This window comes from Arcicella sp., assembly GCF_964672035.1.
Genome location: NZ_CBABQS010000059.1, coordinates 1 through 14,472 on the forward strand (window position 1 = coordinate 1; position 14,472 = coordinate 14,472).

General features: G+C 34.5%; 14 protein-coding genes. 7 read left to right on the forward strand and 7 right to left on the reverse strand.

Annotated features, from left to right (window positions below; translation table 11 throughout):
- From AC1W31_RS14730 to AC1W31_RS14755, 6 genes are all read right to left on the reverse strand, one after another.
- The coding region (locus AC1W31_RS14730; protein WP_481735234.1) for a helix-turn-helix domain-containing protein at positions 1–327 on the reverse strand (327 nt) is incomplete at its 3' end.
- Positions 328–502: 175 nt separating this feature from the next.
- On the reverse strand, positions 503–1,405 hold the full coding sequence (locus AC1W31_RS14735; protein WP_481735235.1) for a hypothetical protein: 903 nt from the start codon (positions 1,403–1,405) through the stop codon (positions 503–505).
- 78 nt (positions 1,406–1,483) lie between these two features.
- The gene (locus tag AC1W31_RS14740) at positions 1,484–2,779 is read right to left on the reverse strand and encodes a site-specific integrase (protein WP_481735236.1); all 1,296 of its coding nucleotides are present in this window, start codon (positions 2,777–2,779) and stop codon (positions 1,484–1,486) included.
- 7 nt (positions 2,780–2,786) lie between these two features.
- Positions 2,787–3,317, reverse strand: a complete 531-nt coding sequence (locus tag AC1W31_RS14745; RefSeq protein WP_481735237.1) for a helix-turn-helix domain-containing protein — start codon at positions 3,315–3,317, stop codon at positions 2,787–2,789.
- A 301-nt stretch (positions 3,318–3,618) separates the two neighbouring features.
- Complete coding sequence (mnmE, locus tag AC1W31_RS14750) at positions 3,619–4,971, reverse strand: tRNA uridine-5-carboxymethylaminomethyl(34) synthesis GTPase MnmE (RefSeq protein ID WP_481735238.1); 1,353 nt, start codon at positions 4,969–4,971, stop codon at positions 3,619–3,621.
- A gap of 99 nt (positions 4,972–5,070) precedes the next feature.
- Entirely contained in the window at positions 5,071–5,355 is a 285-nt protein-coding gene (locus AC1W31_RS14755) for an SCP2 sterol-binding domain-containing protein (protein WP_481735239.1), read from the reverse strand.
- Between the two features lie 196 nt (positions 5,356–5,551).
- Here AC1W31_RS14755 and AC1W31_RS14760 point away from each other — a divergent pair, with 196 nt between their 5' ends.
- The 7 genes from AC1W31_RS14760 (at position 5,552) to AC1W31_RS14790 (ending at position 13,016) form a co-directional block, all read left to right on the forward strand.
- Positions 5,552–6,790 carry an HD domain-containing protein gene (locus AC1W31_RS14760; RefSeq protein WP_481735240.1) on the forward strand — a complete coding sequence of 413 codons (1,239 nt, stop codon included), beginning with the start codon at positions 5,552–5,554 and terminating at the stop codon, positions 6,788–6,790.
- 123 nt (positions 6,791–6,913) lie between these two features.
- Positions 6,914–7,945: a UDP-3-O-(3-hydroxymyristoyl)glucosamine N-acyltransferase gene (gene lpxD / locus AC1W31_RS14765; protein ID WP_481735241.1), complete on the forward strand. Its 1,032-nt coding sequence runs from the start codon at positions 6,914–6,916 to the stop codon at positions 7,943–7,945.
- A gap of 130 nt (positions 7,946–8,075) precedes the next feature.
- Positions 8,076–9,470 carry a bifunctional UDP-3-O-[3-hydroxymyristoyl] N-acetylglucosamine deacetylase/3-hydroxyacyl-ACP dehydratase gene (locus AC1W31_RS14770; protein ID WP_481735242.1) on the forward strand — a complete coding sequence of 465 codons (1,395 nt, stop codon included), beginning with the start codon at positions 8,076–8,078 and terminating at the stop codon, positions 9,468–9,470.
- 106 nt (positions 9,471–9,576) lie between these two features.
- Positions 9,577–10,353, forward strand: coding sequence for an acyl-ACP--UDP-N-acetylglucosamine O-acyltransferase (gene lpxA, locus AC1W31_RS14775; RefSeq protein WP_481735243.1), 777 nt, complete (start codon positions 9,577–9,579; stop codon positions 10,351–10,353).
- Between the two features lie 125 nt (positions 10,354–10,478).
- Positions 10,479–11,096 (forward strand): ABC transporter ATP-binding protein, encoded by a 618-nt coding sequence (locus AC1W31_RS14780; RefSeq protein ID WP_481735244.1) that lies wholly within the window; start codon positions 10,479–10,481, stop codon positions 11,094–11,096.
- A gap of 19 nt (positions 11,097–11,115) precedes the next feature.
- Positions 11,116–12,198, forward strand: coding sequence for an aminopeptidase (locus AC1W31_RS14785; RefSeq protein ID WP_481735245.1), 1,083 nt, complete (start codon positions 11,116–11,118; stop codon positions 12,196–12,198).
- Between the two features lie 23 nt (positions 12,199–12,221).
- Complete coding sequence (locus AC1W31_RS14790) at positions 12,222–13,016, forward strand: DUF3108 domain-containing protein (RefSeq protein WP_481735246.1); 795 nt, start codon at positions 12,222–12,224, stop codon at positions 13,014–13,016.
- Between the two features lie 41 nt (positions 13,017–13,057).
- Here the strand turns inward: AC1W31_RS14790 and AC1W31_RS14795 are convergent, their stop codons facing one another.
- Positions 13,058–14,368: a cryptochrome/photolyase family protein gene (locus AC1W31_RS14795; RefSeq protein ID WP_481735247.1), complete on the reverse strand. Its 1,311-nt coding sequence runs from the start codon at positions 14,366–14,368 to the stop codon at positions 13,058–13,060.
- Between the last annotated feature and the right edge of the window lie 104 nt (positions 14,369–14,472).

Genomic DNA, 14,472 nt, shown 5'->3' on the forward strand with positions numbered 1-14,472 from the left:
CTCAATACGCAAAGATTCCATCTTTTCGGCTTTCGTTTTTTTTCTGCCTGTCTTTAAATACTGATTTATTTCAGACGTTAAAAAATACCATTTCTTCCCCTTTTTATGTGCTGGAATTTCTCCATTCCTTGCCCTTTCGTAGATAGTTTCCGTTTTAGGTCTGTCAGGTAGATAGGCAGATAATTGATTAATATCAAGCCATCTATCAGGCTGTTCTGTGGGTGCTGTTGGGTAGTTCAATCGTAAACCTTCTAAGCTGTCCATCACTGCACTAACTACAATAGGTCTAATAATTGATTCGAGAATACTTGCAAATTGCTGTTCCATATCTATTGTTTTATTAATTATTCGCTTAATTATTCACAACGTTACGGACGATTTGAAACAAAAAAAACGAACAATAATTACATTGTTCGTCTGTTAATTAATGTTCGTAAATCTATCTGATTATCAAACAGTTACACTCTATTTTTTAGCTATTAATTGTTTGCTTTTTTAATTTTTATTCGTCCATTTTTCTAATAATTCTCCTAATTGATGCTTTTGTACTCTCGAGATTATTGGGGTTAAATGTGTTTTTATACTCACCTGCTAATGTAGCAATTGCTTTGGATTTGGGAATAGTTATTTTATTTGTAATTGTTAATTGAATATATTTTTCATAAAGTGTTTTGTCAATCCTTGAAACTTCTTTGCTTTCTGGTCTTCCTGCTTTCCCTTTCCCCTGCTTGATATCATTGGACGATGGGGGTGCGGACAAATTATTTACCATTTCAGTTAATCTATCTTTAAGACCATCATAACCTTCAATCTTATTCATGTAGTAATAATTAAAACCTAAATTTGTAGAATAATAAAAATCTTCATATTCGTTAATTAAGCATTCCAAAAACTCCGCTATTGTACCATCAAAAAAGGCTTTGTACTTATTAAATTCAATTTCAAATTTCTGATTTTGTTTATAATATTTACCAAGTTTTTTCATTATGCAATACACAATTTCAGATTCGTTATACTTTAAATTATAAATTGATTCTCGCCACTTGCACACACCACTTCTTGGTAATGCGTTGTAATAACCAACAATACTACTATCTTTAATCTCTTTCAAATACCAATCTCCAATGTAAGGATTAGTAAAAAAAGAGATAGCTGTGTCATTATAATTTATTGATTGGATTGGACTAATATTCCTTTCGAAACATTGTTTAACTTCATCGGAAATATCTTGATATTCTAAGAAATTTTCAGGTTTTATCTCAAGTGGAAAATCATAAATTACCCCTTCTCTAAATTGTGTAGTTCGGAATGGTTCTAAAAAATTGAAAATATCATAGGGATAATTCTCTTCATTAAAACATACATTATGTAATTCACCAAATCTTTGCTTATTTTGCATCATCATTTTTAGTTTATAAACCCTGTCGAACGTCCAAGTATGGCAGGGTTTTATTTTGAAATTAAGGATTAAATAATAAAAATACTACATATTAATAGTAAATGCGTTGCTTGCTTTACGTTTGGTCTCATCCACAATTTTAGCGTAAATTCTGGCTGTAATTGTTACACTGGAATGACCCATCATTTTTGATACGGTGTAAATATCTGTTCCGTTCGATAACTGTAATATTGCATAGGTATGCCTAAATTTGTGATAGGTAATGGCTTTATTGATTCCTGCATCTTTCGCCCATTTGGCTAAATCCTTGGAAGTGCTGGCAGAATAAACCAATCCTTTAAATATTTTTTTGTCAGGTTCGCCACGTTCGCCCATTAAAGAAAATGCCTGCAATGAAATTGGCAAATTATCGTGAACACTACCCGTCTTCTGTTCAATAAAATTTAACGAATAACCTTCATCAGTTTCAAAATAAACGTTTGCCCAAACCAAGTTCTTTATATCTACGTGCCTTATACCTGTTAATACTGTGAATAGTGAAGCTCTTTTTAATACATCGTTATCACACGGAGTATTAACTAATTTATTAACTTCTTCCATCGTTAGGAATACAGAACTTGTTTCAATTGTCTTGATGCAGTCTATTTTAGCGCTTATATCATCCTTCAAAAACCCGTCCTTATAAGCCTGTTTTAAGGTAGCTTTAAATTTATTGAAATAGCTAACCGCAGAATTATTTGATAAGGTTACTTTACTACTTTTACGGCTCGGTGCTTTCATTAAAAAGGATTTAAAATCGTTGCAAAAACTTTCCGTAATATTTCGCATAATACATTTACCCTTACAATAAATATCAAAATACTTTACGGCACTGTGCCAATTATCGTGATTTGTCCCGCTTCGTTTTCTTGCCAAAAGCTCAAAATATTTTAAAAAATTCTCATCCAAAATCATCTGTTCTTGGTCTTTTAAAGTATCTTTTTCCGATTGTTCCAATTCCTGTTTTTTGATTTGAATCTCAGCACGTCTTTCTAAATCCGATAATACACCCCTTGAAATTACTTCTTTATAGCGTGCATCTCGAGCCACACAAGCAACCATGTAAGTATGCTTATTTTTATCAAGTTCCATTTGTGCCATTGTTTCATAAGTAATAAAATCAATATCCATACGCTCCAAGTATTCTTTTAATTTTATGCCTGTAAATTTGTTAGGGTTCGCCGTATGGAATAGATACAAGCCCAAGAACTGCCGTCTGGTTTCATTACCCTTATCGTCTATGATTGCAGGATAAAAATCAAGATATAAACTTTCACGGTTTCCGCTTATTGGTTTTTGGCGTAAAGTAACTTTTGTATAAATGTTCTTGGTCTTACTCATGGAAGTATTAGTTTATTGATTGAGTATTAAATATTTTATCAATTAAATCTTTGGGATAAAAAGCGGCTCGCCATACTTTATGCCGTGGAATATTATAACGCTTAACAATCTCATAGATAGCTTTATCAGATATATTATATTTCTCTTTTATCTCATTCATAGAATACCATTCATTTTCAACATATTCACGTATAGGCGGAGGCGGTGGCGTTTTGGATTTTAAAGAAATTGGTTTAGGTTGTTCAAAAAGTCTATCAAAGTCGGAACGTCTTATTAAGGTTTTACGCTCCGACAAATTAACGCCATGCAATCGACCCGAATTTATCATTTTATAAACTGCCATTCGAGACGACCCTAATAAAGTAGCAATGTCCCGAACTGTCAAAAACTCCTTAGCCTTTAAATCGTCCATCGGTTTAGCTTTGATAACCTTTACTTCGTTGTCGCTCTTTTCAATCTTTCCGTTTTTAACTTTAGCCTTGTACGCCCTTCTATTGCAAGTCATACTACAATATTGAGTTGTAGTTGTCTTTGCCATAAATTCAGTACCGCAATACTGGCATATTCGTTGAACCGTGATGTTACTGCTCATATCAATAAGTTAATCTAAGTATTGTTAAGTTAATTTAAGTATCATTAAGTAAACTAATCTCCCATTCCTGTGCCTCCGCATGCCACAAATCAAAAAGGAATATTCAAAGGTACAAATAAATCAGAAATAAACCCCTAAAATACCACTATTAAACCAATATGAACCAATAGTAAGGAAAAAAGAAAACCCTCATAAAAGCCTTTTAAAGCGTTTTACAAGGGTTTTTGTATTGTTTTAGTAGGGTATCTTACTTTCCTATACAGAACTTTCCAAATATATTTGCCAACAAGTCATCCGTTGTAATCTGACCAGTAATCTCGCCTAAATGATGTAACGCAAAACGAATATCTTGCGCCAAAAAATCACCTGTAATACTTTGATTTAATCCTTCCAAAACATTTTCTAAAGCTTCGTTGGTTTGAGAAAGATGCTGAAAATGACGAAGATTTGTTACTACCGTATCGCCCGTTTTTATTTCTTTGGCCTTTACTTTTTTAACTAAAATATTTTTTAACTCATTAATGTTCAAATCATTAGAAGCAGATATCCAAATAATATCTGGATGAACTTTTTCAAATTCAGCTTTTTTTTCGGGTGATAATTTATCCATTTTATTTCCGACTAATAGATAAGGGGCATTAAATTCTAATAATTGATTACTGATAAACGACAAATCTATCTCAGAAGCATCAAACAAGTAAATAATTAAACTTGCCTTTTCCATTTGTTGCATCGTACGCTCTACTCCTATTGCCTCAATCGTGTCGGTAGCGGTACGTAATCCAGCCGTATCAATTAATCGAAAACGAATTCCCTCTATCAGTAATTCATCTTCGATTACATCACGAGTTGTGCCAGCAATATCTGAAACAATGGCCTTTTCTTCGTTCAAAAGGCGATTTAAAAGTGTAGATTTTCCTGCATTTGGTTTTCCAATAATCACCGTTGGAACGCCATTTTTGATAACATTTCCCAACGAGAAACTCTCAATTAACGGTACTAAAACGGCTTGAATTTGGAAAATTAATTGCCGCAAATCATCACGATCCGCAAATTCCACGTCTTCTTCACCAAAATCTAATTCTAACTCAATCATGGAAGCAAAATGAATTAATGACTCCCTTAGTTGCGCAATTTGTTTAGAAAATCCTCCTCTAATTTGATTGATCGCAGTTTGATGGGAAGCCTCTGAATCTGAGGCAATTAAATCGGCAACCGCTTCGGCTTGGGCGAGGTCTAATTGCCCGTTTAAGAAGGCTCTTTGCGTAAATTCACCAGCATTGGCAAGCCTTGCCCCTTCAAGAAGAATAAGTTTTAATATTTTCTGAATTATATAATCAGAACCATGACAGGAAATTTCAATCGTATCCTCACGGGTATATGAAGCAGGTGCCTTGAATAAAGAAACCAATACTTCATCAATAATCATTTCTCCCTCTCGGATGGTGCCAAAATGGATGGTGTGTGACACTTGTTTTTCAAGATTTTTACCTCTAAAAAGTTTATTCACAATCGGAAAAGTCTCGGAACCCGAGACTCTTATAACCGCAATAGCCCCCACCCCCGCAGGGGTTGCAAGGGCTACTATTGTTTCGTTCATAGCTTTGAGCTTTAAGTTTTGAGCTATGAGTAAATATGAAAATGAGTTTTATCAAAGATTAGACTTTAAAACTCATAGCTCATAACTCATGGCTATTTTTTAAAATAAATCTTTCAATTTCATAGCCACCCCCATATCTCCATCGATTTTTAATTTGCCAAACATAAAGGCAGTCATTGGGTTTAAATCTCCCGACATCAGTCCTTCTAAATCGCTTTGAGATACTTTAATGGTACAATCAGCCGTAGCATCATCATTTGAAACTACGCCATCAGCAGTTAAAAAAACATTCCCTGCATCGGTGGCAAATTTGATTGATGAACCAATACCTCCTTTGGCAGCGGCTAATGATTTGATTTTTTCGGTTAAGGCTACAAATGTCATATTTATTAATTGATAATTAAAAATGGAAAATTGATAATGTAAGTAGAGAAATTGGGTTAATAAGTAAAAGCTTATAATTGGAAATTATGCTTAATGATCAATTGTCAATTCTCAATTGTACATTGTAAAGTTAATCTTCATTTTTGTTTTTAGGTTGTTTAGTCTTAATTTTATTAAGTTTTTTACCAAAAATTACATGATAAACAAACGCAAAATTATTAATGATCCTGTTTACGGATTCATTAATATAACTTCTGAACTTATCTATGACCTCATAGAACACCCTTATTATCAACGACTTAGACGCATTAAGCAGTTAGGATTGGCCGAATTGGTATATCCAGGTGCATTACATACTCGATTTCATCATGCTTTGGGAGCTATGTATTTGATGAATGAAGCAATTACTACTTTACGACAAAAAGGGCATCCCATTTCTGATGACGAATGCGAATCGGCACAAATTGCCATTCTTTTACATGACGTTGGGCATGGACCATTTTCTCATGTATTGGAGCGTCATATCTTAAATCAGGTTCCACACGAACAAATTTCATTTCTTTTAATGGAAGAGTTGAATCGGCAATTTGAAGGAAAACTCTCACTGGCAATTAAGATGTTTATTGGAGAATACCACCGACCATTCTTTAATCAACTCATTTCCAGTCAATTAGATGTTGACAGAATGGATTATTTAAACCGAGACAGTTTTTTTACGGGCGTTCGGGAAGGAAATATTGGCGCAGAAAGAATTTTAAAAATGCTCGATGTTGTCGATGATAATTTGGTAGTTGAACAAAAAGGAATTTATTCTGTCGAAAACTTTTTAACCGCTCGAAGGTTGATGTACTGGCAAGTTTATTTGCATAAAACCTCAATTTGTGCCGAAGTCATGCTATCCCAAATTGTAAGGCGAGCCAGAGAATTAGTAAAATCGGGGGTTGAAGTTTTTGCCACGGAAGGTTTCGGTTTATTTCTCAAAAATGATGTAACCTTAGCAGAATTTGTATCAGATAAATCTTATTTGCAGGCATTCACCGAGATGGATGATAACGATATTTGGGCTTGCGTGAAAATCTGGTCGAAACATAGTGACTTTATCCTTGCGGGAATTTGTAAAAAATTATTAGAAAGGAAATTATATAAAATAATAATTTCCGATGAACCTTTTGAAAAGGCTTTTCTTGAAAAAATTAAAAATGATTTTCTAAATCATGATGAAATCAATGATGATAATTTGTCGTATTTTGTGGTAGATGGCACCATTTCAAACGAGGCTTATCTGTCTGAAAAACAAGCGATTAACATTTTAACGAAGAATAAATTAGTGGTTGATATTGCCGATGCTTCCGATTTGCCGACCATCAAGGCTTTAAGTAATGTAGTGAAAAAATACTATATTTGTTGGGCAAAGGACGTATATTTGCGAGAATAATTTTAGAATTACGTACTTGGTTCTAAATCTGGTTGTTTGCCTGATATTCAAACAATTTCAGAATTTGAATTTTAGCACTTTTTTTTAACTATTTTACTTATAACCAAGAACAAAGATATAAATATGGAATTTACGGTTGAACAGATTGCTCAAATGCTAAATGGTGAAGTTAAAGGTAATAAAACCTTGAAAATTAACCAATTAGCAAAAATAGAAGAAGGTTCAACAGGAACAATTTCCTTTTTGGCAAATCCAAAATATGAACATTATATCTACACTACCCTGGCTACCGCAGTAATTGTCGATCATCAATTCCAACCTAAAAAACAGTACCTAACTACCTTAATTTTAGTTGAAAATGCGTATGCCGCCTTCACCACCTTACTTCAAGAGTATCAGAAAATTTTAGCCCAAAATAAAAAAGGAATCGAACAACCTTCCTTCATCAGTTCAACCGCAAAAATTGGCTCAGATGTGTATATAGGTGCATTTGCCTATATTGGCGAGCATTGTACAATTGGGAATAACGCTAAAATTTACCCAAATGTAACCATTTCTGATGCCTGTGTCATTGGAGATAATTGTACGATTTATTCAGGAGCAAAAATTTATCATAATACCATTATCGGTGATAATTGCACTATCCATTCTAATGCTGTTATTGGAGCGGATGGGTTTGGTTTTGCTCCACAGGCAGACGGTACTTTCGCCACAATTCCTCAATTGGGTAATGTGATTTTGGAAAATAATGTAAGTATTGGCGCAAATACAACGGTTGATAGAGCCACAATTGGTTCAACTATCTTGAGAGAAGGCGTTAAAATTGATAATTTAGTACAAATTGCTCATAATGTAGAAATAGGCAAAAATACCGTTATTGCGGCATTAACGGGCATTTCTGGTTCAACAAAAGTGGGTGAAAATTGTATGATTGGCGGCCAGGTAGGCATGGCGGGACATATCACTGTTGCTGATAAAACGATTGTAACGGCTCAATCTGGAATAACAAAAACCGTGAGACAATCGGGTAGAATAATGGCTGGTTCACCGGCTCAGGATAGCCACAATAACTTAAAATCGCAGGTTTTGTATAAAAACTTACCTAAAATTGAACAAAGATTAAGAGCAGTTGAAGAAAAACTGGGAGAGAAGTAATCAAAAAATCAACGCAAAACGTACGAGTGCAAAATAGTATTTATAAATAAAATGAATTATTAAATCTCATAAAAATAGGTCTCATTTTTTGATGTATCCTATGATAATTATGCGATTGCAACAGTAAAAAATGAAGAATAAACAGCATACTATTCAAAAAGCCATTACTTTATCGGGCGTAGGCTTGCACACTGGCGTTCTCGCCAATATGACTTTCGTTCCTGCTCCCCCAAATCATGGTTACAAGTTCCAACGAATTGATTTACCTGGGCAACCCATCGCAGATGCCGATGTTGATTATGTGGTGGATACTTCCAGAGGAACGACTATCGAACATAACGGTGCAAGAATAAATACAGTAGAACACGTTTTGGCGGCAATGGTTGGTTGTCAGGTGGACAATGTTTTGATTCAATTAGATGGGCCCGAACCTCCTATTATGGATGGAAGTGCGATAAAATTTGTGGAAGCAATTTTGGACACAGGTTTGGAAGAACAAAATGCTAATCGTAAATTTTTTGAAATTCCTTCTGAAGTACGTTTCAAAGATAATGAAAGAGGAGTTGAATTAGCGGCTTTGCCTTTGAACGACTATCGTTTAACGGCAATGGTTGATTATAATTCTAAATTCTTATCGAGTCAACACGCAAATTTGACCAATATTGAGCAATTCAATGAGAATTTTGCCAAATGTCGTACTTTCTGTTTTGTGCATGAATTAGAAGCACTTTTTAACGCAGATTTAATTAAAGGTGGCGATTTATCGAATGCTATTGTGATTGCTGACCGTGATTATAGCGATGTAGAATTGGATCGTTTAGCGGTGATGTTGGACAAACCAAAAGTAAGCGTTTCAAAGGAAAGAGGCATTCTTAATAATTTGGAATTATACTATCCAAATGAAATGGCTCGCCATAAATTATTGGATATGGTAGGAGATTTGGCATTGGTTGGTCGCCCGATTAAAGCCCAAATTTTGGCGGCTCGTCCTGGTCATGCTGCCAATGTTGAATTGGCCAAGAAAATCAAAAAATTGATGAAAGAAACTGAGAAGAATAACGTTCCTCAGTATGACCCAAAACAACCACCAATTTTTAATTTCGAGCGTATTTATCAATTATTACCCCATCGTTATCCTTTCCAAATGGTCGATAAAATCACGTATTTGGATGATGAAAGTGTGGTAGGAATTAAGAATGTAACGATGAATGAACATTATTTCACGGGACATTTTCCAAACAACCCAGTCATGCCGGGTGTTATGCAGGTAGAAGCTATGGCACAAACGGGCGGTATTTTGGTTTTGAGTTCAGTTCCAGATCCAGAAAATTACTGGCCATATCTTGTAGGAATCGAAAATTGTCGTTTCCGCAAAAGTGTTGTACCAGGAGATACCGTAATTTTCAAATGTGATTTATTAGCCCCCATACGTAGGGGAATTGCAAAGATGCACGGACGGGCCTATGTAAACGGAGTCGTTGTTTGTGAAGCAGATATGACCGCAAGTTTAGTTCGTAAAAGTTAAAAAGTTAAAGCAGTTAGATAGTTAAAGTAACTTAATAGTTTCAGTATAGAGTATTAAACAACTCTTTGACTTTTACAACTTTATAACTCTTTAACTAAGAAAAAAAATGACACAACCATTAGCATACATACATCCAGAAGCTAAACTTGCACAAAATGTGGTAGTAGAACCTTTTACTGTTATTCACCAAAATGTAGAAATTGGTGATGGTAGTTGGATTGGTTCAAACGTAACCATTTTTCCAGGCGCCAGAATCGGTAAAAATTGCCGTATTTTTCCTGGAGCAGTAATTGCCGCAATTCCCCAAGATTTAAAATTTGGTGGAGAAGATACCTTTGCAATTATTGGAGACAATACAACAATCAGAGAATGTGCAACCATTAATCGTGGAACGAGTGATAAGCATAAAACCCAAATTGGAAAAAATTGTCTAATCATGGCTTATGTTCACGTTGCCCATGATTGTTTGATTGGCGACAACTGTATTTTAGCCAATAGTGTACAAATGGCAGGACACGTAGAAGTAGGGGATTTTGCAATTGTAGGAGGTTCAAGTGCCGTGCATCAGTTTGTAAAAATAGGTCGTCACTCAATGGTTTCGGGTGGGTCTTTAATTCGTAAAGATGTTCCTCCTTTCACAAAATCGGGTCGTGAACCGCTTTCTTACGCTGGAATAAATTCAATTGGTCTTCGCAGACGTGGGTTTACGGATGAACAAATCACGCAAATTCAAGAAACGTATCGTTATGTTTATCTGAAAAATTTCAATAACAATGATGCCCTCTCACAAATAGAAATTAATCTCCCAGCCTCCGCCGAAAGAGACGAAATTGTTAATTTTATTCGCAATTCGGAAAGAGGAATCATGAAAGGACTTTCTTGATAAATATGAATTGTGAGTTATGAATTATGAATTTAAAGGTTTTATGACATAATTTTGTAGAGCATGATATTCTTTAAATTCTGACAGAATAATTCATAATTCATCACTCATAATTCATAAATACATTGAAAATAATTGCTCAAAATCTTGGTAAAAAATTTAGGAATGAATGGGTTTTCAGAAATTTGAATTACGAATTTCAATCAGGAGAATCTTACACTTTTATTGGAGCAAACGGCAGTGGCAAATCTACTTTACTCCAAGTACTTTCGGGCTTTATGCCTCATTCTGAAGGACTTATCCAATACGAAAATCAACAAAAATCAATTCTCGTTGATAATTATTACAAGCATCTAATCGTAGCGGCCCCTTATTTAGAACTCATTGAAGACTTCACTTTGACCGAGATCATTGAATTTCATACCAAATTCAAGCCCTTCAAAAATAATTTATCCATTCATGAATTCATTGATTTTATTGAATTACCCAAAGCCAAAAATAAAGAAGTAAAGTTCTTTTCTTCAGGTATGAAGCAACGGGTAAAATTGGGCTTAGCCTTTTGGTCGGATTGTGAAATCTTGATGTTAGATGAGCCTACTTCAAATCTTGATGTAGAAGCATCAGCTTGGTATCTTCGCAATGTACAAGAATATTCAAAAAATCGATTATTATTTATCTGTTCAAATCAAGCATCCGAATATCAGTTTTGTCAAAATATTTTGAATATTCAGGATTACAAATAGTCCGTGCTCAATTCCAATCATGATTTTACTTCAAAAACAAAGAAAAGAAAAACGCAAAAGAATAATTTGGATGAGTATTATTGTCTTAATTATCAGTTTATTAATTTGGCAAAAATCATGGGTTCAATATTTTTACCAACAAGCAAAAGGAGGTTTAGATATTGCTTTTAATACTCGCCCACTAAAAGAAGTTCTGCAAGATAAATCCATTCCCGATTCCCTCAAAAAGCGCATTTTATACATTCAAGAAGTTCGAACATATGCGATTGACTCTTTAGGATTGCACGATAATCCAGATGTTTACCAAACACTTTATAATCAAAATGGTCAGCCATTAGTTCATCTATTAACGGTAGCTGAACCCTACAAAATGGAAGCAAAGGAATTTGATTTTCCGATTGTGAGTTGGTTTATTGGCAGTTTTACCTACAAAGGTTTTTTTGACTCTACCGCCGCCGTAAAAGAACAAAATAACTGGAAATCAAAGGGCTACGACACCGAAATGGGACAAGGTATTGCCTATTCTACGTTAGGTTGGTTGCCCGAGCCAATTTTATCAAACATGCTATATTATCCCGATGGGAAATTGGCGAGTTTGATTATTCACGAAATGACGCATGGAACGATTTTTGTGAAGAATGACCATGAAACAAGTGAAAATTTGGCTAATTTTATTGGCGATTATGGCGCAAAAAGATTTTTAAAATTTAAGTATGGCACTGATTCTGAGCAATTTAAGCGATTTACCCAATCAAAGATTTTCCGAGATTCTTTCATCATACTCCTCAATCGTGGTACATTGAAGTTGGATAGTTTGTACAGAACCTTTCTGCCAAATTTTACGTATAAGTATAAGGATTCATTAAAATATTCGTTAATTGAAAAAATCGAACAGAGTCAAGATACAATTTATCGTAAATTACCAAACTTACCAAACTTACCAAAGCATCAATTTAACAAAAATGATTTACCGAATAATGCTTATTTTGTAAGTTTTAAAACCTACAATTCTAAGCAAAATGAATTTGAAAATATTTTCAAAACCCAGTTCAAGAACGATTTTGACGGTTTTTTAAACTATTTAGTCAGAAAATATAACTGATAAACTACCACAATTTCTGTAAAATGAAAAAATACTTTTTTGCAATTGCTTTAATCTTTTCAGCAATGAGTTTTAAATCTGCTGAGAAAGAGCCTGTCATTGAACAAACAAGTTTTACAACTGGTGAACACATTGAGTATCGTGTGCATTACGGTTTTGTAAATGCGGCTGAAGCAATTGTGGATGTGGATAATAAATTTCAAAATGCTAATGGCCGTCAATGCTATAAAGTAAATATTGTGGCTCGAACGGTTGGAATGACCGATTGGTTTACGAAAGTGCGTGATGTGTGGACCTCTTATATTGATTCGGCGATGATTTTGCCCCAACTTTTTTACCAGAAAAAAGAAGAAGGAAATTACAAAAATGAACAAAAAATCATTTTTAATCACGAAGCAAATACAGCAAAACAGTACGACATTGACGATGATAACGAAAAAAAAACGTTCCAACTGCCCAATAATGTGCAAGACGTGGTGAGTGGATATTATTATTTGAGAACCATTAATTTTTCAAAAATGGCCATCGGAGAAAGTGTCCCAGTCATTTTCTTTTTTGAGGGAGAAGTGTATAATATGCGTTTGAAATATAGAGGAAAAGAAGTTTTGAAAACTAAATTTGGCAAAATAAGCACTTTCAAAATCACGCCTCAATTACCAAAAAATAACTTTTTTCAAGATGAAGAATCTGTAAAACTTTGGGTAACCGATGATGCTAATAAAATTCCGGTTCGGGCAGAAGTTGAACTTAAAATTGGGGCCATAACTTTAGATTTAAGAAAATATTCGGGTCTTCGAAATGAATTGAGATTTAATTAAAAAATGAGGAGTTATAATCTAATTTATAACTCCTCGTTTTTTTACAGTTGCCCTTTCAATGCTTTCTGGTACACTTCCAACACTCTTTTACGAGCAAAATCATGATCTACGATTGGTTGGGGATAATCCAAACTATTTAATTCTGGCACCCATTTTTTGATGTAGTCCAAATTTTTATCGAATTTCTCGGTTTGCAATCTTGGATTAAAAACCCTGAAATAAGGTGCCGCATCACATCCGCTTCCCGCTGCCCATTGCCATCCTCCATTGTTGGCTGAAAGGTCAAAATCAATTAGTTTTTGGGCAAAATAGGCCTCACCCCAACGCCAATCTATCAGTAAGTGTTTAATCATAAAACTGGCCACAATCATCCGCACTCGGTTGTGCATAAAACCAGTGGTGTTCAATTCTCGCATTCCCGCATCCACAATTGGATAGCCCGTTTTGCCTTCACACCAAAGTTGAAATTCTTTTTCATTATTACGCCACTGAATTTTTTCGTACTCTTTCCTAAACGCATGCCCCTGACCAACATGAGGGAAATGATGAAGAATATTAAAATAGAAATCACGCCAAATTAGCTCATTAAGCCACGTTTCGGATAAATCTTTAGCTTTACGAGCTAATTCTCTAATACTTACCGTGCCAAAACGGAGGTGCACAGATAATCTCGAAGTACCTTCAACTCCCGGGAAATCACGCTTTTCTGCGTAGTTCTTGATGATACTATCACGAATTTGTTTACTTGGAAAATGTCCGCTAATTTTTATAAAACCCATGGATTCCAAACTTGGAATTTCTGTTTTTTCGGTCTTTAAGAGCTTATCAAAATGGACTTCGTTTGGATAAGGATTCAAGTAAAACTCATTTAACTTTTCTTTCCATTTTCTGCTGTAAGGAGTAAAAACGGTATACGGTGTACCTGCTCCAGAAAGTACTTCATTTTTTTCAAAAATAACATGGTCTTTGTACGTTTTAAACTCCACGCCTTCCGCCATGGCATATTCGAGCACATCATTATCCCTTGCGTGTGCGTAAGTTTCATAGTCATGGTTTGTATAAATCGCAGAAACATCATATTGATTCAATAATGCAGGAAAAATTTCCTCGGGTGTTCCGTATTTTACCAAAAGTGTTGAGCCAAATTTATTTAACTCCACTTGCATTTCTGTTAAAACTTCATGAATAAATTCAACTCTCTTATCTTTTTTATTTTCCAATTTATCCAAAATATTTCTATCAAAAATAAAAATAGGCAACACTGGATTTCCAGATTTTAAAGCGTGATAAAATCCCGCATTATCATGTAAACGTAAGTCTCTACGAAACCAAAAAATTGATACTTTTGACATCTTTTTAAATTTATAAACGATTGTTCTATTGATATTTAACCCATCCTGTACACATTTGTTTTATCAAGCATGCTTTTAAGTAATTTGAATTTAAAACAAAAATG